The following is a 20,684-nucleotide window of genomic DNA, read 5'->3' on the forward strand; positions in this document are numbered from 1 at the left end:
GGAGCTGACTCATGGCGTATCAATTTGACTTCGTGCCGGTGCTGGCCAATACCGACCTGCTGTTGCGCGGCGCGCTGTTCACCCTGGAGCTGACCGCCATCGGCGCCATCCTCGGCGTGGCCCTGGGCACCGTCGGCGCCGTGGTGCGGGCGTGGAAGATCCAGCCGTTTGCGTGGATCTTCGGTGTGTATGTCGAGTTGATCCGCAACACGCCGTTCCTGGTGCAGCTGTTCTTCATCTTCTTCGGCCTGCCGTCCCTGGGGCTGAAGATCACCGAATGGCAAGCCGCGGTGCTGGCGATGGTGATCAACCTGGGGGCCTACTCCACGGAAATCATCCGCGCCGGCATTCAAGCCATTCCGCGCGGACAATTGGAAGCCGCCGCCGCGCTGGCAATGACACGCTTGGAAGCCTTCCGCCACGTAGTGCTGCTGCCGGCGCTGGGCAAGGTGTGGCCGGCATTGAGCAGCCAGATCATCATCGTGATGCTCGGTTCGGCGGTGTGTTCGCAAATCGCCACCGAAGAGTTGAGTTTTGCCGCCAACTTTATCCAGTCGCGCAACTTCCGTGCGTTCGAAACCTATGCCCTGACCACGTTGGTGTACTTGTGCATGGCGCTGATGATTCGCCAGTTGCTCAACTGGATCGGCCGCCGCTTCGTGATGAGGAACAGCCGATGAGTGATTTTTCATTCTGGGACATCGTGCGCAACCTGCTCACGGGTCTGCAATGGACGCTGTTGCTGTCGCTAGTGGCGTTCATCGGTGGAGGCGTGATCGGTTTGCTGGTGATGACGATGCGCATCAGCCGCAAGGCCTTCCCGCGCAACCTGGCGCGCACTTATATCGAACTGTTCCAGGGCACGCCGCTGTTGATGCAGCTGTTCCTGGTGTTTTTCGGCATTGCCCTGCTCGGTGTGGACATCTCGCCCTGGCTGGCAGCCGCCATTGCCCTGACGTTGTTTACCAGCGCCTACCTCGCCGAAATCTGGCGGGGCTGCGTCGACTCCATCGCCCACGGGCAATGGGAAGCCTCGGCCAGCCTGGCGCTCAACCCGCTTGAGCAACTGCGCTACGTGATTCTGCCCCAAGCGCTGCGGATTGCCGTCGCGCCCACCGTGGGGTTTTCGGTGCAGGTGGTCAAAGGCACCGCCGTGACCTCGATCATCGGTTTCACCGAACTGACCAAGACCGGCGGCATGCTCGCCAACGCCACCTTCGAACCCTTCATGGTCTACGGCCTGGTGGCCCTTGGTTATTTCTTGCTCTGCTACCCCTTGTCCCTCAGTGCGCGCTACCTGGAAAGGAGACTGCATGCCTCTGCTTAGAATTTCCGCCCTGCATAAGTATTACGGCGATCACCATGTACTCAAGGGCATCGACCTGAGCGTTGAAGAAGGCCAGGTGGTCGCGATCATCGGCCGCAGCGGTTCGGGTAAATCCACCTTGCTGCGCACCCTCAATGGCCTGGAATCGATCAACGACGGCGTGATCGAAGTCGATGGCGAATACCTTGATGCCGCCCGCGCCGACCTGCGCAGCCTGCGGCAGAAAGTCGGCATGGTGTTCCAGCAGTTCAACCTGTTCCCGCACCTGACCGTGGGCGAGAACGTCATGCTTGCGCCGCAGGTGGTGCAAAAAGTGCCGAAGGCCAAGGCGGCTCAATTGGCCAGGCAAATGCTGGAGCGCGTCGGGCTGGGCGAAAAGTTCGACGCCTTCCCCGATCGCCTGTCCGGCGGCCAGCAACAACGCGTGGCGATTGCGCGCGCCTTGGCCATGTCGCCCAAGGTGCTGTTGTGCGATGAAATCACCTCGGCCCTCGACCCGGAGCTGGTCAACGAAGTGCTCAGCGTGGTGCGCCAACTGGCCAAGGACGGCATGACCCTGATCATGGTGACCCACGAAATGCGCTTCGCTCGTGAAGTCGGCGACAAGCTGGTGTTCATGCACCAGGGCAAGGTGCACGAGGTGGGCGACCCAAAAATCTTGTTCGCCAACCCGCAAACTGCCGAGCTGGCCAACTTCATTGGTTCTACGGAACAGCCGGGCTGACCAGTTCGAATTGGCCACGCCCCTCCAGCAGCATTTCCCGGCGTACCGAGAGGGCATCGGCCGGCAATTGAACCGCTATTTCCACCTGGGCCGTCAGCCGACGGCCCGTCACCGGCGCACCGCCTGCGCTTGCAGACAACGCACGACCCGGTATCAGCTGCCCGCTGGCGGTGTCATCAGGCAGCCACGATACGGGCCTGCCGTCGACCTGGGCCTGCCTCAGATTCAAGGTAAAACGCCCTAGCCGACCAAACTGGAAGCCTTGGGCATCGGCGGCTACACCACTGAAACGCAGCGCCATCGCCGAAGGGTCCGTGCAAAGTACACTCAAATGCAGCGTGCGTGGCGTGTCCAGCGTCATTGTCGCCCTGCCGGACGATGCTTGCGAAGGGCGAATCACCCCATAGTCGACCCGGGGCTCGCTCAGGGTCATCCGGCAGTTTTCGGCCTGGGCCTGGCTCGTCACGAGGGCCGCCCACAACAGCCACAGGCTCTTGCGCTTAGCGAACATGGCAGACCACCGGTGCGGTGTCGTAGAGTTTGTCATCGTCAGGCTCTTGCTCAGGATTGACTTGCAGCAGGCAGGACTTGGAGTCCGGCAGTGAAACCCTCAGGGTTTGCGGCCCATCGATATTGCTCAGGAAAATCATGCCCTCCCCCACGACGCTGGTTACAAAGCTGTTGCCTTCGCCGAACACTGCGGCGCCTTGCGGCAGTGGCCGGCCCTCTTCGTCCTGGGCTTCAAGCAACAGACGACGGACTTTCACCACATCAAAGTCGAGGATATTGACTGAACCGCGACCGGCGGCGAGTACCTTGGTGCCGTTCTTCAGGTCGACACGTTTGGGCAGCGACTGGGTCTGCACCTGCAGATGGTTATCGCCATAGGCCTGCAGCCCAGGGAGTACCGCCTGGCCGCTGAAGTCGGTCCATACCGGGCCTTGTGGCGTCGAGATCTTGGCCGCGCCGATATCACCCACCGAGGCGATGCCAAAAGTGTCCTGCACCGCATACGGCGAGAAGGTCACGCCGTGCTCATGGGCCACGATGCCGCCTTGCAGTTGCCCGGAATAGTTGGTGTTCGACGGATCACGGTCTATGCCCAGGCTCACGCGGGTATACAGCGGCAAGACGTCCACACGACCGCGCACGCTTTGCTCTCGCTCTTTCACGTCCCGATCAACACCGACTTCGTAATTCACATAGTCGTTGACCCGCTCGCTGAGGGCGGTCCCTGCATCCAGCCGGTCACCTCGACGACTGACGTAAGAACTCACACTCCGATCAGCCCCCAAGGGCACCGTGACCTGCAGCCTGACAGACGTGCCTTCGTCCAGCCGCTCATCGCGGCGGCCGCCCCGAACCGGCTCCAAGCGCCGAGGTTCGGTCGCCCCTACCTGAGCGTCGGCGATCAGTGCGACACCCACGCCGTTGAACGTGTTGTTCCACGAGGCAAAAAGGTGATCGCTGGATTGCCCGTCAAATTGCGAGCTACGGGTGAAACCGAGGGAGAAACCGCCCAGGGACGGGGCCGCCCAGTTCAAACCTGCCGTGTACTGGCGCTTGAAACGCGCATCAAGGTTGTACCCCCGCGACGCCTGGCCCGCGTCCAGTACCTCCCGGTAGCCGCGGCTCTGTGCCGAGGCACTCAGGTTGATATCCAGGTTGGCAAATAACGGCGCCCCCAAGGACAGCGTGCTACGCGCGCCGCCCACCTCGTCTTGAGCATCACGGGACAGGTTATGGCGCACGCCCACGGTCATCTGATGGAAAAACACACTGCTCAGGGAGCCACCTGCCGACTGGTACTCGTCGGTACTCAGCAAACCGAAACCCAGCGACGAGCGCTGGCCCAGCCCCCAGGTGCCGCTGCCCATGGCGACCACCGGGGAATCCTGGTTGTCGATGGCCGTCTCACGCACCTTGCCAAGGGAAAAATAGTACCCCGGCTCCACCGGAGCCCCACCACGAAAGGACGCAGCGGGCACCACGAAACTACGTTTTGCCCCACGTACGTCAATCACACTCACGTCGAGGTCGCTGGTGCTGTTCAACAAGGGCAAACCGGTCAATCTGAACGGGCCTTCCGGCACCAGCGTAGAGTGGATCAATGCGCCCGACTGACGGACTTCGACGCGTGACTGGCTTTGAGCCAGTCCTTCAACCACGACATTGCTGTCGCCCCCACCGGTGCGCTGCTGGCCATCCGGGAAGAACTGCAAACCCGTCAGCTGTACACCGCCAAAGATAGGGTTGTTGCTGGAAATCTGCCCCACCTGGAAGGTCGACTGCAACGCCGCGATATCACGCTGGGCATAGGCGTTCACCTGTTCGGTGCGCGACCTGCCATTGTCGGAAACATAAAACTGGCGGCTGCGTACAATCCAATTACCCAGGTTGAATCCTGCCTCGGTATAAGCCGATACGAAGCGACTTGATCCACCGCGCGACTGGGTATCGAAACCCAATATGTCGTAGTTGAAGATGGCCGCCGCGCCACCCTGGGAAAAGTCCCCGGCCTCCCACTCCGGCGCACGCAGGGACTGGGTCGGCACCACCAGGGTGACCTCGTCGCTACTGGGGCGCAGCCGCACCATGGTCGCCGGATACTCTCCAACGAAATCATGGCAGGCCTGATCAGGGGTGATGCCCTCGCGCAATACCCTGGACGGGGTAACCAGACCGGCTTTTTCCAGCAACGCAGGGGTGAAGCACAACTGCCCCTGGTAATCGAAACGGGCGTCAACCAACCCCAACGGCGTGCCATTGACCCGCAGTCCGACCACATGGACACCTTCGCGAAAGCGCGCTGCGCTGCGAAAGTATTCAGACACCTGTGGATCAATCCCAAGGGAATTCAACGCGACCAGATCGAAACCTTGCCCCAGCCCAACCGCTGCGCTGGTGCCTGGCAGGCTGCACAGCGTCGCAAGCCCCAATAGAACTCTGGAGCGAACCAGGGAAATAGTGCTCGGCACGCTATCGGCCGATCGACGGGTATGCCTGATCTTTTTCATAGGCCCGTCAATCCGCATCAGCCGTAACGGGCGCGCGGTAACTGTCCACCGTAAACCCGTAGACCGTGGCCGGCTTGATCTCCACGGCCACCACTCCCGCCACCGGGCTTGCCGACGATAGCGTCAGCACTTCACCCGGCAGGATGTAGGTTCGCGGCAACGTTGCCACGCTTGCCTGTGGGTGCAGCTGTACTTCCATCCCCATGCGCACGACGTAAGCGCTGTTGTTGTGGACCTTCAACTGATCCCCTTCACGCTTCCATGTCAGTAGCTGCCAGGGCGCATCATGTTTGGGCAAGCCTTTGGGGTGCAGGATCAATGGCAGGCTTTGGCGCAGAGTGATACCAATGGTCGCACCGCCGGGTGCACGGGCTTCGGGAATACCTTCAAAGGACACTCGTTTCAGACGCTGGGTCTTGAGCGGTTGCTTTGCGGTACTGATAAAGCGGACAAGTTGGGTGTCGCCCGCTTCGACCCGCGTAATCGGGGGCGTTACGATCAGCAAGGGTTCCGGATCTTCGGGTAGGTTTAATATGACCGAATGAAGCAACGCAGGACCAGGGTCCGTATTTTTGACGTTAAGCGTCGCCTCACCCTCTTCTTCATTCAAAATGACAACGGTTGTCTCGGGCTGCATTCCGTCCGCTACTGCCATACCGCACAAAAAAAGGCACAAGCTTATATAGCGCAGCAACGACATCATGATTATTGATAGAGCATTCACCGATTTTCCCCACGCCATAAAGTCGAACACCAACAAACGCACACGTTAAAACAGCCGACACTTAACAAAGGCAGGCGAGCACCGTTGCCTCATGTCGGCTATTAATGACGTACTTAGATGTAATCCACTGACAGACTGGTGCGACCATCCAGCGTCACATCACGGGTCAGGTCCAAGTCCTGCGTGCGGTTGATAACGGCTTTTACTTCAAGCGTGCCGGTCAGACTGGTGATGGATGCAGGTACCGCAGTGGTACCGCTACGCCACGAATACTGGACAGGCGATTGGGCGACTACACCGTCACTGTTCTGCCAGGACGCCCCCTGGCTGCTACGCATGATAGGGCTCAAGGCGCCGCTGGACGATTGCAGGTTTTTGAGAGTCACGGAGTACCCACCGGTACGCCGGCCATTGGCGAGGCCCAGGCCGTAGTTCTGCGCCTCGCTGAACCCGGCACCGAGGATGCCTGTCACCTTGCTGGCGGGTTGCAGGTCGGTCAGTGCCACTCGAAACTGCGCTGGCGCTTGGCCGCAATTGATGTTCAATCCCACCGTTTTCGCTGCAAGTGGAGTGAACTGCGTCGGCGACAAGCTTGCGGCGGGAATTGTCTGGTAATCGACGACGCCGCTGCCGGCGAGGCTAAGGTTGCAAGCCACCGGCTTAATAGTCCCTCGTACAACCAGTTCAGCAACATTCGTTGCATGAGCCCCAATACTTGCGGCCAAGCAAAGAGCACCCATGGTCACACCAAGCATTTTCTTCATATTCAACCTGTCATCTGTAATGAGTAGGTGAATTTACGATGATCGAAAGTTTCGACCATAAATAAATAACACCACGGCGAAATTGCCGAATGACAGTCTGTGGCTTTGACACCTCATTAATGAATCAGAGAACACGCCAATAAATGTGGGAGGCGTAAAAATAAAAAGTGGGCCAAGCCTAAGTACCGAGTAGGTTTAAACTAAAATCCGATAAGCCAATAACCTCCACCGTGTAGGCAAAGTCATAAATATCACAACTTCCGCAAGTCGTTAATAACTCCTACAAAGATAAAGCATCATTCTCTTTAAACTTAGAAAGCCGCCCTACATTTCCCACAAGATCCCCTCACAGACACCCGCAGAAAAATTACCGAAGCCGTACGCGTTGGCACCAAAGGTCGATCGTGGCACGATGGCTGGGTTATCGACCGAGACCCCCTTACCATGCCGCAATCCCAAGCCAAGAATCTGTCCCTGATCGCCGCCATCGACCTGGGCTCCAACAGCTTTCACATGGTCGTGGCCAAGGCCCAGAACGGCGAAATCCGCATCCTTGAGCGGCTCGGCGAGAAAGTGCAACTGGCTGCCGGCATCGACGATGAGCGCCAGCTCAATGAAGAATCCATGCAGCGCGGGCTCGATTGTCTCAAGCGATTTGCCCAGCTGATCAACGGCATGCCCCTGGGCGCCGTGCGAATCGTCGGTACCAACGCGTTGCGCGAAGCGCGCAACCGTGGCGAATTCATCCGCCGCGCCGAGGAGATTCTTGGGCATCCCGTCGAAGTCATCTCCGGTCGTGAAGAAGCCCGTCTTATTTATCTAGGCGTGTCCCACACCCTGGCCGACACCCCCGGCAAACGCCTGGTCGCCGACATCGGCGGCGGCAGTACCGAATTCATCATTGGGCAACGATTCGAGCCATTGTTGCGCGAAAGCCTGCAGATGGGCTGCGTCAGCTACACCCAACGCTACTTCAAGGACGGCAAGATCACCCCGGCGCGCTACGCCCAGGCCTACACGGCGGCGCGGCTGGAGATCATGAGCATCGAACACGCCCTGCACCGCCTGACCTGGGATGAAGCCATCGGCTCGTCCGGCACCATTCGCGCCATCGGTCTGGCCCTGAAAGCCGGCGGCCATGGCACCGGCGAAGTCAACGCCGAAGGCCTGGCATGGCTCAAGCGCAAGCTGTTCAAGCTGGGGGACGCCGAGAAAATCGACTTCGATGGCATCAAGCCCGATCGCCGCACCATTTTCCCAGCCGGCCTGGCGATTCTCGAGGCGATCTTTGACGCCCTTGAGCTGCAACGCATGGACCACTGTGACGGCGCCCTGCGCGAAGGCGTGCTTTATGACCTGCTGGGTCGCCACCACCACGAAGACGTGCGTGAGCGCACGCTCACCTCGTTGATGGAGCGTTATCACGTCGACCTGGAACAAGCCGCCCGCGTCGAGCGTAAAGCCCTGCACGCCTTCGACCAGGTGGCCGAGGACTGGGACCTGGAGGACGGCGTCTGGCGCGAGCTGCTGGGCTGGGCCGCCAAGGTGCATGAAGTAGGCCTGGACATCGCCCACTATCATTACCACAAGCACGGCGCCTACCTGATCGAGCACTCGGACCTGGCCGGTTTCTCCCGCGAAGACCAGCAAATGCTCGCCCTGCTGGTGCGTGGCCATCGCCGTAACATCCCCAAGGACAAGTTCGCGGAGTTCGGTGACGAAGGCATCAAGCTGATCCGCCTGTGCGTACTGCTGCGCTTTGCGATCCTGTTCCACCACATTCGTGGCACCCAGGAAATGCCCCAGGTGACCCTGCGCGCCAATGGCGACAGCCTGGATGTGGTGTTCCCGAAGGGCTGGCTGGATGAAAACCAACTGACCCAGGCGGACTTTGCCCAGGAAGCGGAGTGGTTGACGCGGGTGGGGTTCAGCCTGAACCTGCGCTAACGCGATCTAACGAACGGCGGGCTTGCTGTGGTGAGCNNGGTGGCGAAGCCGCCCCAATAAAAACGCCGCATTCTGTCTGACAGAATGCGGCGTTTGGTTTTAGGGCTGCTTCGCACCCCAGCGGGAGCAAGCTCCCTCGCCACAAGAGCCCGCTCCCCACATTGAGTTAGTTCACCGTCAGAATCGGGCTACCCAACTTCTCCAACAACGTCGCCTGCGCGCTGCGCGGGTTCTGGTTGCCAGTCGGTGTGTTGCGTACATAGCGGCCGTCCGACTGCAGGCTCCAGCTGTGGGTGTTGTCGGTGAGGTAGCTTTCCAGCTCCTTCTTGACCCGCATGATCAGCTTCTTGCCTTCCACCGGGAAGCACGTCTCGACACGCTTATCGAGGTTGCGCTCCATCCAGTCGGCACTGGAGAGGAACATCTGCTCTTCGCCGCCGTTGAGGAAGTAGAACACCCGCGTGTGTTCCAGGAAGCGACCGATGATCGAGCGCACATGGATGTTGTGCGAAACGCCGACAATACCCGGACGCAGGCAGCACATGCCGCGCACCACCAGGTCGATGCGCACGCCGGACTGGCTGGCCTTGTACAGCGCGCGGATGATCTTCGGATCGGTCAGCGAGTTGAACTTGGCAATGATGTGCGCCGGCTTGCCGTCGAGGGCGAACTGGGTCTCGCGGGCAATCATGTCGAGCATGCCCTTCTTGAGCGTGAACGGCGCGTGCAGCAGCTTTTTCATGCGCAGGGTCTTGCCCATGCCGATCAACTGGCTGAACAACTTGCCGACGTCTTCGCACAAGGCATCGTCGGAGGTCAGCAGGCTGTAGTCGGTGTAGAGCTTGGCGTTGCCGGCGTGGTAGTTGCCGGTACCCAAGTGCGCGTAACGCACGATCTCACCGGCTTCGCGGCGCAGGATCAGCATCATCTTGGCGTGGGTCTTGAAGCCGACCACGCCGTAGATCACCACCGCGCCCGCCGCTTGCAGACGGCTGGCCAGTTGCAGGTTGGATTCTTCGTCAAAGCGCGCACGCAGTTCGATCACCGCCGTGACTTCCTTGCCGTTACGCGCAGCGTCGACCAGTGCATCGACGATTTCCGAGTTGGCGCCGGAACGGTACAACGTCTGGCGTACCGCCAAGACGTGCGGGTCCTTGGCAGCCTGGCGCAGCAGGTCGACCACCGGGGTGAAGGACTCGAAGGGGTGCAGCAGCAGGATGTCCTGCTTGCTCACCACGCTGAAAATGTTCTCGCTGTTTTGCAGCAGTTTCGGGATCTGCGGCGTGAACGGCGTGTATTGCAGCTCCGGATGGCTGTCCAGGCCGGTGATGCTGAACAGGCGCGTCAGGTTGACCGGGCCGTTGACCTGGTACAACTCGGATTCGGCCAGGTTGAACTGCTTGAGCAGGTAGTCCGACAGGTGTTTCGGGCAGGTGTCGGCCACTTCAAGACGCACCGCATCGCCGTAGCGTCGCGAGAACAACTCGCCGCGCAGGGCGCGGGCCAAGTCTTCGACGTCTTCGGAGTCCAGCGCCAGGTCGGCGTTTCGGGTCAGGCGGAACTGATAGCAGCCTTTTACCTTCATGCCCTGGAACAGGTCATCGGCGTGGGCGTGGATCATCGACGAAAGGAATACATAGTTATCGCCAGCGCCCCCCACCTCTTCCGGTACCTTGATGATGCGTGGCAACAGGCGCGGGGCCGGGATGATGGCAAGGCCAGAATCGCGACCGAAGGCGTCGATACCTTCCAGCTCGACAATGAAGTTGAGGCTCTTGTTCACCAGCAACGGGAACGGGTGCGTCGGGTCGAGGCCGATCGGGGTGATGATCGGCGAGATCTCGTCACGGAAGTAACGGCGCACCCACGTCTTGATCTTGGTGGTCCAGTGACGGCGACGGATAAAGCGGACCTGGTGTTTCTCCAGTTCCGGTAACAGGATGTCGTTGAGGATCGCGTATTGGCGGTCCACATGGCCGTGCACCAGCTCGCTGATGCGCGCCAGGGCCTGGTGCGGCTGCAGGCCGTCGGCGCCAGCTTGTTCACGGGCGAAGGTGATTTGTTTCTTGAGGCCAGCGACGCGGATCTCGAAGAACTCGTCCAGGTTGCTGGAGAAGATCAGCAGGAACTTCAGCCGCTCCAGCAGCGGGTAGGACTCATCCAGCGCCTGTTCCAGCACGCGGATGTTGAATTGCAGTTGTGACAGCTCGCGGTGGATGTACAGGCTGCTGTCATCCAGGTTGGTCACCGCAGCCACCGGGGCCGGCACGGGCGGCTCGGCCACCACGGCAGGCGCGGCGGGCTCATGCTCCGGCGGGGTCTCGGTGACTTGTTCAACCACCGGGTGAGCGTCTTTTACGGCAACTTCTGAGAGTCCTTCGGTATTCATTGAACGTTCCTGTGAGGGCTATTGTTGCTCTCTAAGCAATTGGGCGGCGCGGGCGGCGAAGTAGGTCAGAATGCCATCAGCCCCGGCGCGTTTAAAGGCTGTCAGGGATTCTAGGATCACCCCTTCACTCAGCCATCCATTCTGTATTGCAGCCATGTGCATCGCGTACTCGCCGCTGACCTGATAGACAAACGTCGGCACTTTGAATTCTTCTTTGACCCGGTAAAGGATGTCCAGGTACGGCATCCCGGGCTTGACCATCACCATGTCAGCCCCTTCGGCCAGGTCGGCCGCCACTTCGTGCAGGGCTTCATGGCTGTTGGCCGGGTCCATCTGGTACGAAGCCTTGTTGGCCTTGCCCAGGTTCAACGCCGAGCCCACCGCATCGCGGAACGGGCCGTAGTAGGCGCTGGCGTACTTGGCCGAATAGGCCATGATCCGCACATTGACGTGACCGGCCAGCTCCAGGGCCTCACGAATCGCCTGGATGCGCCCGTCCATCATGTCCGACGGTGCAACCACTTGGGCGCCAGCGGCGGCGTGGGACAAGGCTTGCTTGACCAGCGCATCGACGGTGATGTCGTTTTGAACATAGCCGTCTTCGTCCAGAATGCCATCCTGGCCGTGGGTGGTGAACGGGTCCAGCGCCACGTCGGTGATCACCCCAAGCTCCGGGAAACGCTCGCGCAGGGCACGGGTGGCGCGCTGGGCGATCCCTTGCGGGTTCCAGGCTTCGGCAGCATCCAAGCTCTTGAGTTCAGACGGCGTGACCGGGAACAGCGCCAGCGCCGGAATCCCCAGCTCAACCCAACCGGCGGCTTCTTCAAGCAGCAGGTCAATGGTCAAACGCTCTACACCGGGCATCGAAGCCACCGCTTCCCGACGATTCTCCCCGTCCAGCACAAAGACCGGCAGGATCAGATCGTTGGTCGTCAGTACGTTTTCACGCACCAGGCGGCGAGAAAAATCATCACGGCGATTGCGACGCAGACGGGTGGCAGGGAACAGACGATTGGCAGGGGTAAAGCTCACGACAGACTCCTGAGCCCGGGTTCACGGGCGAGCGTTGCAGTTATAAGCGGCCATTATGACGAAGGTATGACAGTTGTGCTTAAGCATGCGACCTGTAGCCGCATTCGTCATTTACGTAGGAATTGTTCACTTCGTGACACATCTCGATACTTTCATGAATCTTCGTGAAGGCGTAGGCTGCGCGTTCATTTCGCCAGCACCCCAGACCATGCTTCAACAATTTCTGCATGACTTCGGCTACTTTGCGCTCTTCCTGGGCACCTTCTTTGAAGGCGAGACTATTCTGGTCCTCGCAGGCTTCCTGGCGTTCCGTGGCTACATGGATATCAACCTGGTGGTGGTCGTTGCCTTTTTCGGCAGCTACGCTGGCGATCAGCTTTGGTATTACATGGGCCGCAAGCACGGCCGCAAGCTGTTGGCGCGCAAGCCGCGCTGGCAATTGATGGGCGACAAGGCCCTGGAGCATATCCGCAAGCACCCGGATATCTGGGTACTGAGCTTCCGCTTTGTCTACGGCTTGCGCACAGTGATGCCGGTGGCGATAGGTTTGTCCGGCTACCCGCCGTTGCGCTACCTGATCCTCAACGGCATTGGCGCGGCGATCTGGGCCTTGGCCCTGGGCGCGGCGGCCTATCACTTCGGCGCGGTGCTGGAAGGTATGTTGGGCAGCATCAAGAAGTACGAGCTGTGGGTGCTGGGCGCGTTGCTGCTACTGGGCTTCGGCCTGTGGCTGCGCCGCCGCATCAAGAACGCACGTATCGCCCGCGAGGCCTGTGCCGAGGCCAAGGCCCGGCTCGCCGCCGAGCCGGTCCCGGTCGAAACGCCTAAGACACCAGTCGAGTAAACCGGCTTCTGCAGCAGTAGAGGCCTATCACGCTGAGCAGGCTGTAGCTCAGCAGGCCCAGCCAGCCCAGGTTGCCGGCGGGCCATAGCCCAACCAGCGGCGCCAGCCACACCAGCGGCACATTCAGCACCAGCCGCGACAGCTCGGCCTTCAGCGCCCACGGGCGATTTTCCAGCGCCACTCCCAAGGTAAACAACCCCAGCGCCATGGCACTCCACCCCAGGATCAGCGCCGCCGTGGGCAAGCCTTCGCCGAAATTCATCAAATAGCTGCCAAAGCCCACATACGCCGCAAATTGCAGGGCGATGTAGACCTGCTGGCGCCCATCCAGCGGCACTTCGAATTTACGGAACTGGGTCAGGTCATGCTTGGCCAACGGGTACTTGGCCTTCACGTCCGCCGGGCGCCAGCCGGTGCGCATGAACCAGATGCGCAGCTTGTCCCACCAGCGCTCGGTACGCCGCGCATCACTCCACAACTGCGCATAAAACTGCAGGTTGGCCCACAGCGGATTCCAGCTGGCCAAGGGCGTGGTCACGCCGAAAATTACTGGTTCGTTGTCATCTTCCTCTTGGAAGGTGCCGAACAGCCGGTCCCAAATAATGAACACCCCGCCGTAGTTGCGATCCATGTAGAGAGCGTTCTGCGCATGGTGGGCCCGATGATTGGACGGCGTCACGAAAAACCATTCATACCAGCCAAGCTTCGGCACGTGCCGGGTGTGCACCCAGAATTGATAGAGCAGATTGAGCGATGCCACGCTGATAAACACCACCAATGGCACGCCAAGGACCGCCAGGGGCAGGTAGAAGATCCAGCTCAGCAGGAAGCCGGTGCTGGTCTGGCGCAGGGCCGTGCTGAGGTTGTAGTCCTCGCTCTGGTGATGCACCGAGTGTGCGGCCCACAGGATATTGCGTTCATGGCCCATACGGTGCAGCCAGTAGTAGCAGAAGTCGTAGAACACAAAGGCGAACACCCAGGTCCAGACGCTTTGGGCCGGCAGATCAATCAATGCAAGATGTTTAAGGGCGAACGCGTAGGTCAGCAGCCCCACGCCCTTGGTCAGCAGCCCCGTGGTGGTAGACAACACACCGGTGCTGAGGCTGTTGATGGCATCCGCCACCCGGTAGTTGCGCTCGCCGCGCCAGCGGTCGGCAAGCAGCTCTACCACGATCAAGGCGATGAAAAACGGTACCGCGTAAGGCACGAAGTCCATGGTCTGGTCCGGTCTATTTTTGTTACATCAAGATTAGGTGCAGCGACGCGAGATCCCATTGGCAACAGATGACAAATTAGTAGACATTTAACGCCAAGACCCCAGGAGAAATGCCCATGAGCAAAAAGATTGCAGTGATCCTTTCCGGCTGCGGCGTGTACGACGGCGCAGAGATCCACGAAAGCGTGATCACCTTGCTGCGCCTGGACCAGCGCGGCGCTCAGGTCCAATGTTTTGCCCCCAACATCGCGCAGTTGCATGTGATCAACCACCTTAACGGTGAAGAGATGCCCGAGTCGCGCAATGTGCTGGTGGAGTCGGCCCGAATTGCCCGTGGTGAGGTCAAAGACATCCGCGAAGCCAATGCCGAAGACTTCGACGCGTTGATTGTGCCGGGCGGGTTTGGCGCGGCCAAGAATCTGTCGAACTTTGCCGTGGAAGGCGCAGGCTGCAGCGTCAACCCACAGGTGCTGGAGCTGGCCGAGGCCTTTGCCGAAGCGGGCAAGCCGGTGGGGCTAATCTGCATCTCGCCGGCCCTGGCGGCGAAGATCTATGGCCCGGGCGTGACCTGCACCATCGGTAACTGCGCCGACACCGCCGCCGCACTGGACAAGATGGGCGCCACTCACCAGGAATGCACGGTGGAAGATATTGTCGAGGATAAGGCGCGCAAGCTGGTGAGCACGCCAGCCTATATGCTCGGCAAGAACATCAGCGAGGTCGCTTCGGGGATCAACAAGTTGGTGGACCGGGTGCTGGAGTTGACCCACGAAAACGACTGAACACCTGTGGTGGCAAGGGAGCTTCTGTGGCGAGGGAGCTTGCTCCCGCTGGACCGGGCTGGCGCTCCAGTGCGAAGCGCTCCCAAAATTTTGGGGCCGCTACGCAGCCCAACGGGAGCAAGCTCCCTCGCCACAGGTCAGGGTTGGCGCATCAAGCGAGTGAGAATACGATCCAGGGCATTCGCAAACGCCTGCTTTTCCTTCTCGCCATGGGGCGGTGGACCACCGCCCATCTGGCCTTGCTCCCGCAGATCCGTGAACAGGTTACGCACCGCCAGGCGTTCGCTCATGTTTGCCGGGCTGAACTCCTTGCCCCGTGGATCGAGGGCGGTGACGCCCTTTTTCACCAGGCGGTCGGCCAACGGCACATCGCTGCAGATCACCAACTCGCCCGGCACCGCGTACTCCACCAGGTAGTCGTCCGCCGCATCCGGGCCGCTGGGCACCACGATCAGCTTGACACACGCGAAGCTCGGCTTGATCTGGCTCTGCCCGGCCACCAGCACCACCTCGAACTGACGCTTGAGAGCGAATTTGACCACCTGGTCCTTGGCTGCCCGAGGGCAGGCGTCGGCATCGATCCATACGCGCATGTCAGGCTGCCACTCGACGCTTCTCGGCCAGGCGGCTGCGGCCATACAGCACCACAATCGCCAGGATCGCCACAGCCTGCGCACTCAGCGAGTACGCATCGGCGTGGATGCCCAGCCAGTCAAAGTCAAAGAACGCCACCGGTCGCGTGCCGAAGATGCCGGCTTCCTGCAACGCCTTCACGCCATGCCCGGCGAACACCACCGACAGCGCGCACAGCAACGCCGCGTTGATGCCGAAGAACAGCGCCAGCGGCAGCTTGGCCGAACCGCGCAGGATCACCCATGCCAGGCCCACCAACAGCACCAGCGCCGTCGCCCCGCCCGCCAGCACGGCGTTGTGCCCGGCCGGGCCGGCTTGCAGCCACAGGGTTTCGTAGAACAGGATCACTTCGAACAGCTCGCGGTACACCGAGAAGAACGCCAGCATCGCAAAGCCGAACCGTCCACCCCCGCCTACCAGGCTGCTCTTGATGTAATCCTGCCAGGCGGCGGCGTGGCGGCGGTCGTGCATCCACACGCCGAGCCACAGCACCATCACACTGGCGAACAGCGCCGTGCAGCCTTCCAGCAACTCGCGCTGGGCGCCGCTCACGTCAATCACATACGCGGCGAGCGCCCAGGTCGCCAGACCCGCCAACAGCGCCAGACCCCAACCCACGTTGACGCTGCGCACCGCCGACTGCTGTCCGGTGTTACGCAGGAACGCGAGGATCGCGGCCAGCACCAGGATGGCTTCCAGGCCTTCACGCAGCAGGATCAGCAAGCCGGAGATGTAGCTCAGCGACCAGCTCAGGCCATCGCTGCCCAGCAAGCCAGCGGACTCGGTGAGCTTGCCTTTGGCCAGGTCTAGGCGCTGCTGCACCTGCTCGACCGGCAAACCGTCCTGCAACGACTGCCGATAGGCCATCAGCGCCTTCTCGGTGTCTTTGCGCACGTTGGCGTCGACGTTATCCAGCGAGCTTTCCACCAGCTCAAAGCCTTCCAGGTACGCGGCTACCGACAGGTCGTAAGCCTGCTCGTGGTCGCCGTTACGGAATGCGGCCAGGCTCTTGTCCAGGGTGGTGGCGGTGTAGTCGAGCAGCTGCGCCGGGCCACGCTTGACCTGCGGCGGTTGCGCACGCTGGGCACGGAATGTCGTGGCGACAGCTTCACCGTTGGCGGCCAGGACTTCGTTCGGCGTCTGGCGTGCCAGGTCGGCGAGGTTGAACGGTTGCTCGCTTTTCGCGGCGGCCGGGTCTGCAGTGAAACCGGCGATATAGGTGGCCAGGTCCCAGCGCTGACGGTCGTCCAGTTGATCGGCGAAGGACGGCATGTCGGTGCCTTCGACGCCCAGGCCGAGGGTGTTGTAGATCGCATAGAGGCTCAAGCGGTCCAGGCGCACAGGGTCGCGCAGATTGGCCGGTGGTGGCGTCATGCCGACGCTGGCCGGGCCATCACCGGCGCCCGCGGTGCCGTGGCACACCGAGCAATGCTGGGCATAAAGCGGCGCACCTCGCGTTGGATCAGGGGTGATTGCCGGAGCCTGGCTGACTTCATAGGCCACTGCCAGTTGGGCACCTAATTGCCGGGCTTGCCGAGCAACCGTTGCGCCGTCCTGATGGGCAGTTACCGCCGCTAACAGTTCATCGACACCTTTGACCAACGCCGCGCGCTCCGGGCGCTGAGGCAACTCTGCCACCAACCCTTGCAACACCCCGAGAAACTCCACCTGTTCGCGGTATTCGGATTCATCGATAACCTTGCCCGCCTCCACCGTCGGTGGGTAGTCAGCGCCAATGTAGTCGAGCAAATGCAGGGCTTGTGGGGCGCCCTCGGCAGTTGCGGCCAACAGGTTGACGCTGCACGACATCAACGCCGGCAGCATCAGCCAGGCGAGAAAACGGAAGGGGGCAGTCATGAACGAATCTCAAATGGAAATACGAAGTAACACATTGTTAAGGCTTAAAGGGTTTGACTCAAGGCGAAAGTGATTTGGTGTTCTTAGAGGCGGGGCATTTAGGAGCGGGTGGTGGCGTTTTTGGGGGGCAAATAGCCATTGTTTTGCCAGTAATGGTGCTTATAATGCCGCGCCCTGTTAGTGCGAAAGGGAATTTCGTTCCTTGTTTTTATGAGGAATAACCACATCGGTTGACACTTTCAGGGAAGAAGTTTGCATGGCATTTCGCGCTTTACCTTTGCTTGCGCTCTTGGCGGTGACGTTGTTGTCGGGCTGTTCGATGTTTCGCAGCTATGACACCGAGTTGCAGGCGACCAATCAGCAGTTGGTCACCGGGAATGTCGACGCGGCGTTGACGCTGCTGGAGAAGAACAACACGGGTGAAGACAAGGACTTGCTCTATTTCTTCGAGAAGGGTGAGTTGCTGCGGGCCAAGGGTGATTTGACGGGGAGTCAGACCGCCTGGCGCAGTGCTGACCTGCAAGTCTACAAATGGGAAGAGGCGGTCAAGTTCGACAGTGCCAAGTACCTGGCCCAGTTCGGCAGTTTCCTCGCCAACGACAAGGTGCGGCGCTACGAAGGTTATGACTACGAGAAGGTCATGCTGACCACGCAGATGGCCTTGAACCTGCTGGCCTTGAACGACTTCGATGGCGCACGCACCGAGATCAAGAAGACCCACGAACGCGAAGCGGTGATCGCGGACCTGCGCGATAAGGAATACCTCAAGCGCGAGGACGAAGCCGAGCGTGAAGGCGTGACCACCCAGATGAAAGACCTGCACGGCTACCCGGTGGCAGCCCTCGACGCGCCGGAAGTGGTCGGCCTGAAGAACAGCTACCAGAGCGCGTTCAGCCATTACCTGGCCGGTTTCGTCTACGAAGCCCTGGACGAGAAGGACCTGGCGGCCCCCGGTTACCGCAAGGCGGCCGAGTTGCGCCCCAATACACCGTTACTTGAACAGGCCTTGCTGGACCTGGACAAATCCAAGGTCGGCGCCGATGAAACCGATGTGCTGATCGTGGTGCAAAGTGGCCTGGCGCCGGCCCGCGACTCGATTCGCCTGCCGATTCCGATCCCGATCAACGGCAATCTGGTGATCACCCCGCTGTCGTTCCCGGTGATCAAGGCCGATACGTCCACCGCGACCTTCGCCCAGATCGGCGTCGACGGCCAGCAACAGAACCTCACCGCACTCAACAGCACCACGGCCATGTCCCGCCGTGCCCTGCGCGATGACATGCCAGGGATCATCCTGCGCACCACGGTGCGTGCAGTCACCCGTGGCGTGGCGCAAAACAACCTGAACAAGACCAACCCCATGGCGGGCCTGGTGCTGGGTATCGCCTCGGCAGTCACTGAAGGTGCAGACACCCGCACCTGGCGCACCCTGCCGGACATGACCCAGGTGACGCGCCTGCGCCTCAAGCACGGCGAGCACCAGGTCAGCCTGCCCAACGCCCTGGGCGGCACGCTGGTGACGGTCAAGGCTGACCAGCGTTATCAGGTGATCACCCTGCGCGTGGTGGGCAACCAGGTATTCGCCGGTGGCCTGGCCGCCCATGTGGTGCCGAGCACCGCCACCCAGGCCATCGCCCTCAAACAACCTTAAGGAGCACGCTATGCGTCATTTCATCCTCGGCGCCCTGGCGCTGGTCCTGCTGGCCGGCTGCGCCACCCCGCCACCACCGGAGCCTGGCAGCGCCGCCAGCAAAATCGTGGTGATGGGCAAGTTCAAGGGCATCGCCGTCGGTGCCATCCGCGTTGCGCGCGAAAACGGCTTCCTGACTGCCAAGGTGCAGTTGAGCAACATCACCAGCAGTAACCAGACAATGTATTACCGCTTCGCCTGGTTGGGAGCGGACGGCTTCCCGGTAGGCGACGAAGAAACCTGGAAAGTGCTGAACCTGTACGCCAACCAGGCGACCTTCCTGCCGGCCATTGCCAACCTGCCCCAGGCGGCGGACTTCCGCCTTGAAGTGAAGACGCCTTGAGCCGTTCCCCTTCTACGTTTCAGAGAGAATTCCCCATGTTTGCACGCTTCTCGATCCTCGCCGTGGTTGCCCTGCTGGCCAGCGGTTGCTCCAACACCTCGCCTGTACTGGGCAGCAAGAACATCAACTACGGCGACACCAAGGCCGTGGAAACGATCACCAACGAGTTCGGCTCCACCGACCTGCAGATGATCGCCGAAAGCATGACCCGCTCCCTCGCCCAGTCCGGCATCCTGCAGGGCCGCCCGGTGGTGCAGGTGTATGACGTGAAGAACAAGACCAGCGAGTACATCGATACCCGCGAGATCACCACGTCGATCAAGACCCAGCTTATGAAGACCGGCACCGCCCGCTTCGCCAGCGACAACACCGACATGCAGAGCCAGGTCGACCAGCTCAAGCTGCAAAACCAGAGCGGCCTGTACAAGAAGTCCACTGTCAGCAAGACCGGCAACATGGTCGCCGCCAAGTACCGCCTGGAAGGCTCCATCAGCTCCATCGTCAAGCGCAGCTCGGACTACAAGGACGTGTTCTACAAATTCAGCCTGCAACTGGTCGACGTCGAGAGCGGCCTGGCCGAATGGATGGACGAAAAAGAAATCCGCAAGACCACGGAGCGCTAAGCAATGCGTGCATGGATCGGCATGATCGGCCTGCTGTGCGCCTTTGGCGCCTCGGCCGCCCCGAAGATCGCGGTGACCGACCTGGCCTATGAGGCGCGGGTCGAGGAATACATCCACCAGGTGTCGGCCAGCAACAACTTCCAGGCAAGCGCCTACCACGCCAGCGGTGCGTCGAACTACAGCGAGTACGAAAGCCGTACCCGCTACATCGAACAGACCGAGCTGCGTAAATTCAGCGGCGATATCAAGGGCGAGATCCTCAAGTCGCGCCAGTTCCAGCTGGCACAGGGCACACCCTACACCGCCGATGCCAAGGGTGACGTCTACGACGTGATCAAGCGCATCAAGGCCGGTCACTTCAAGGGCGCCGACTACGTGTTGTTCGGCACCCTGTCGGACATCGACTTCACCCAGGACATCAACGCCCTGGACCACACCAACAGCTACTCGGCTGTGCTGGGCCTGACGCTGGTGGCGGATTTCAGCCTGATCAACACGCGTACCTACGAAATCACCTCGGCGTTCACCGCGATGGGCGAAGGCCAGGACACCAAGCTGGTGAACAGCCGCGATGTACGCGTGAGCCTGAACCGGCCGCGCGTGGTGAAGGACGTGTCGAAAGCACTGGGTGAGGATGTGGCGCGCCAGCTGGCGGAGCAGTTGGGGGGCGGGTATCAAGACCAGGGCCAACCGCCGTTGCGCAACAACCTACCGAGGGATGAAGCGCCGAAGATTCTGCGCTGAAATTCGGCGGTTCGACTTACACAAATCA

19 protein-coding genes are annotated in these 20,684 nt (G+C 60.8%); 10 read left to right on the plus strand and 9 right to left on the minus strand.

Annotated features, from left to right (window positions below; all coding sequences use genetic code 11):
- Positions 1-11 precede the first annotated feature (11 nt).
- The 3 genes from HX823_RS11050 to HX823_RS11060 are packed head-to-tail and all read left to right on the plus strand — an operon-like array spanning position 12 to position 2,051.
- Positions 12-680, plus strand: a complete 669-nt coding sequence (locus HX823_RS11050) for an amino acid ABC transporter permease (RefSeq protein WP_177074882.1) — start codon at positions 12-14, stop codon at positions 678-680.
- Entirely contained in the window at positions 677-1,327 is a 651-nt protein-coding gene (locus HX823_RS11055; protein ID WP_033897527.1) for an amino acid ABC transporter permease, read from the plus strand. Before HX823_RS11050 ends, HX823_RS11055 begins: the two co-directional genes overlap by 4 nt.
- Complete coding sequence (locus tag HX823_RS11060; protein WP_038843213.1) at positions 1,314-2,051, plus strand: amino acid ABC transporter ATP-binding protein; 738 nt, start codon at positions 1,314-1,316, stop codon at positions 2,049-2,051. The genes HX823_RS11055 and HX823_RS11060 overlap by 14 nt, the downstream gene beginning before the upstream one ends.
- Here HX823_RS11060 and HX823_RS11065 read toward each other — a convergent pair.
- The 4 genes from HX823_RS11065 to HX823_RS11080 all read right to left on the minus strand — a co-directional run bounded on the left by HX823_RS11065 (position 2,032) and on the right by HX823_RS11080 (position 6,556).
- Entirely contained in the window at positions 2,032-2,562 is a 531-nt protein-coding gene (locus HX823_RS11065) for a hypothetical protein (RefSeq protein WP_038843214.1), read from the minus strand. The genes HX823_RS11060 and HX823_RS11065 overlap by 20 nt on opposite strands.
- Positions 2,552-5,068 (minus strand): fimbria/pilus outer membrane usher protein, encoded by a 2,517-nt coding sequence (locus HX823_RS11070; protein WP_256350091.1) that lies wholly within the window; start codon positions 5,066-5,068, stop codon positions 2,552-2,554. The genes HX823_RS11065 and HX823_RS11070 overlap by 11 nt, the downstream gene beginning before the upstream one ends.
- Before the next feature lie 7 nt (positions 5,069-5,075).
- The gene (locus HX823_RS11075) at positions 5,076-5,768 is read right to left on the minus strand and encodes a fimbria/pilus chaperone family protein (RefSeq protein WP_133075616.1); all 693 of its coding nucleotides are present in this window, start codon (positions 5,766-5,768) and stop codon (positions 5,076-5,078) included.
- A 137-nt stretch (positions 5,769-5,905) separates the two neighbouring features.
- Positions 5,906-6,556 carry a DUF1120 domain-containing protein gene (locus HX823_RS11080; RefSeq protein ID WP_177074883.1) on the minus strand — a complete coding sequence of 217 codons (651 nt, stop codon included), beginning with the start codon at positions 6,554-6,556 and terminating at the stop codon, positions 5,906-5,908.
- 444 nt (positions 6,557-7,000) lie between these two features.
- Here HX823_RS11080 and ppx point away from each other — a divergent pair, with 444 nt between their 5' ends.
- The gene (gene ppx, locus HX823_RS11085; protein ID WP_033897523.1) at positions 7,001-8,503 is read left to right on the plus strand and encodes an exopolyphosphatase; all 1,503 of its coding nucleotides are present in this window, start codon (positions 7,001-7,003) and stop codon (positions 8,501-8,503) included.
- A gap of 166 nt (positions 8,504-8,669) precedes the next feature.
- On the opposite strand, the gene ppk1 is transcribed toward ppx, so the two are convergent.
- The gene (ppk1, locus tag HX823_RS11090) at positions 8,670-10,892 is read right to left on the minus strand and encodes a polyphosphate kinase 1 (protein WP_028618415.1); all 2,223 of its coding nucleotides are present in this window, start codon (positions 10,890-10,892) and stop codon (positions 8,670-8,672) included.
- Between the two features lie 18 nt (positions 10,893-10,910).
- On the minus strand, positions 10,911-11,924 hold the full coding sequence (gene hemB, locus HX823_RS11095) for a porphobilinogen synthase (RefSeq protein ID WP_068935457.1): 1,014 nt from the start codon (positions 11,922-11,924) through the stop codon (positions 10,911-10,913).
- A gap of 208 nt (positions 11,925-12,132) precedes the next feature.
- Between hemB and HX823_RS11100 the strand changes: the two genes are divergently transcribed.
- Positions 12,133-12,768 (plus strand): DedA family protein, encoded by a 636-nt coding sequence (locus tag HX823_RS11100; protein WP_033897595.1) that lies wholly within the window; start codon positions 12,133-12,135, stop codon positions 12,766-12,768.
- Here HX823_RS11100 and HX823_RS11105 read toward each other — a convergent pair.
- A complete protein-coding gene (locus HX823_RS11105) occupies positions 12,749-13,984 on the minus strand; it encodes a sterol desaturase family protein (RefSeq protein WP_177074884.1) in 1,236 nt (411 codons plus the stop codon). The two genes, HX823_RS11100 and HX823_RS11105, sit on opposite strands and share 20 nt — an antisense overlap.
- 116 nt (positions 13,985-14,100) lie before the next feature.
- Between HX823_RS11105 and elbB the strand changes: the two genes are divergently transcribed.
- Entirely contained in the window at positions 14,101-14,766 is a 666-nt protein-coding gene (elbB, locus tag HX823_RS11110; RefSeq protein ID WP_177074885.1) for an isoprenoid biosynthesis glyoxalase ElbB, read from the plus strand.
- 137 nt (positions 14,767-14,903) lie between these two features.
- On the opposite strand, the gene HX823_RS11115 is transcribed toward elbB, so the two are convergent.
- Both HX823_RS11115 and HX823_RS11120 read right to left on the minus strand, forming a co-directional pair.
- A complete protein-coding gene (locus tag HX823_RS11115) occupies positions 14,904-15,359 on the minus strand; it encodes a YaiI/YqxD family protein (RefSeq protein ID WP_038844233.1) in 456 nt (151 codons plus the stop codon).
- 1 nt (position 15,360) lies between these two features.
- Entirely contained in the window at positions 15,361-17,256 is a 1,896-nt protein-coding gene (locus HX823_RS11120; RefSeq protein ID WP_177074886.1) for an FTR1 family protein, read from the minus strand.
- Positions 17,257-17,512: 256 nt separating this feature from the next.
- Here HX823_RS11120 and HX823_RS11125 point away from each other — a divergent pair, with 256 nt between their 5' ends.
- Genes HX823_RS11125 through HX823_RS11140 form a run of 4 tightly spaced genes read left to right on the plus strand, consistent with a single transcriptional unit; the run spans position 17,513 to position 20,656 of the window.
- On the plus strand, positions 17,513-18,907 hold the full coding sequence (locus HX823_RS11125) for a COG3014 family protein (protein WP_177074887.1): 1,395 nt from the start codon (positions 17,513-17,515) through the stop codon (positions 18,905-18,907).
- Positions 18,908-18,917: 10 nt separating this feature from the next.
- Positions 18,918-19,289 (plus strand): YcfL family protein, encoded by a 372-nt coding sequence (locus tag HX823_RS11130; RefSeq protein WP_038844227.1) that lies wholly within the window; start codon positions 18,918-18,920, stop codon positions 19,287-19,289.
- Between the two features lie 35 nt (positions 19,290-19,324).
- Entirely contained in the window at positions 19,325-19,912 is a 588-nt protein-coding gene (lpoB, locus tag HX823_RS11135) for a penicillin-binding protein activator LpoB (protein WP_033897516.1), read from the plus strand.
- 3 nt (positions 19,913-19,915) lie between these two features.
- Positions 19,916-20,656 (plus strand): penicillin-binding protein activator LpoB, encoded by a 741-nt coding sequence (locus HX823_RS11140; RefSeq protein ID WP_177074888.1) that lies wholly within the window; start codon positions 19,916-19,918, stop codon positions 20,654-20,656.
- Positions 20,657-20,684: the final 28 nt, after the last annotated feature.

This window comes from Pseudomonas sp. P7759 (genome assembly GCF_013386445.1).
GTDB classification, from domain to species: domain Bacteria; phylum Pseudomonadota; class Gammaproteobacteria; order Pseudomonadales; family Pseudomonadaceae; genus Aquipseudomonas; species Aquipseudomonas azotoformans_A.

Coding starts and splice junctions, on each gene's coding strand:
- ppk1 (WP_028618415.1), bottom strand. CDS start 10,892: ATGAATACCGAAGGACTCTCAGAAGTTGCCGTAAAAGACGCTCACCCG.
- lpoB (WP_033897516.1), top strand. CDS start 19,325: ATGTTTGCACGCTTCTCGATCCTCGCCGTGGTTGCCCTGCTGGCCAGC.
- HX823_RS11080 (WP_177074883.1), bottom strand. CDS start 6,556: ATGAAGAAAATGCTTGGTGTGACCATGGGTGCTCTTTGCTTGGCCGCA.
- HX823_RS11065 (WP_038843214.1), bottom strand. CDS start 2,562: ATGTTCGCTAAGCGCAAGAGCCTGTGGCTGTTGTGGGCGGCCCTCGTG.
- HX823_RS11105 (WP_177074884.1), bottom strand. CDS start 13,984: ATGGACTTCGTGCCTTACGCGGTACCGTTTTTCATCGCCTTGATCGTG.
- HX823_RS11060 (WP_038843213.1), top strand. CDS start 1,314: ATGCCTCTGCTTAGAATTTCCGCCCTGCATAAGTATTACGGCGATCAC.
- HX823_RS11070 (WP_256350091.1), bottom strand. CDS start 5,068: ATGAAAAAGATCAGGCATACCCGTCGATCGGCCGATAGCGTGCCGAGC.
- HX823_RS11125 (WP_177074887.1), top strand. CDS start 17,513: ATGGCATTTCGCGCTTTACCTTTGCTTGCGCTCTTGGCGGTGACGTTG.
- HX823_RS11075 (WP_133075616.1), bottom strand. CDS start 5,768: ATGTCGTTGCTGCGCTATATAAGCTTGTGCCTTTTTTTGTGCGGTATG.
- HX823_RS11130 (WP_038844227.1), top strand. CDS start 18,918: ATGCGTCATTTCATCCTCGGCGCCCTGGCGCTGGTCCTGCTGGCCGGC.
- HX823_RS11100 (WP_033897595.1), top strand. CDS start 12,133: ATGCTTCAACAATTTCTGCATGACTTCGGCTACTTTGCGCTCTTCCTG.
- HX823_RS11140 (WP_177074888.1), top strand. CDS start 19,916: ATGCGTGCATGGATCGGCATGATCGGCCTGCTGTGCGCCTTTGGCGCC.
- HX823_RS11115 (WP_038844233.1), bottom strand. CDS start 15,359: ATGCGCGTATGGATCGATGCCGACGCCTGCCCTCGGGCAGCCAAGGAC.
- elbB (WP_177074885.1), top strand. CDS start 14,101: ATGAGCAAAAAGATTGCAGTGATCCTTTCCGGCTGCGGCGTGTACGAC.
- HX823_RS11055 (WP_033897527.1), top strand. CDS start 677: ATGAGTGATTTTTCATTCTGGGACATCGTGCGCAACCTGCTCACGGGT.
- HX823_RS11050 (WP_177074882.1), top strand. CDS start 12: ATGGCGTATCAATTTGACTTCGTGCCGGTGCTGGCCAATACCGACCTG.
- ppx (WP_033897523.1), top strand. CDS start 7,001: ATGCCGCAATCCCAAGCCAAGAATCTGTCCCTGATCGCCGCCATCGAC.
- HX823_RS11120 (WP_177074886.1), bottom strand. CDS start 17,256: ATGACTGCCCCCTTCCGTTTTCTCGCCTGGCTGATGCTGCCGGCGTTG.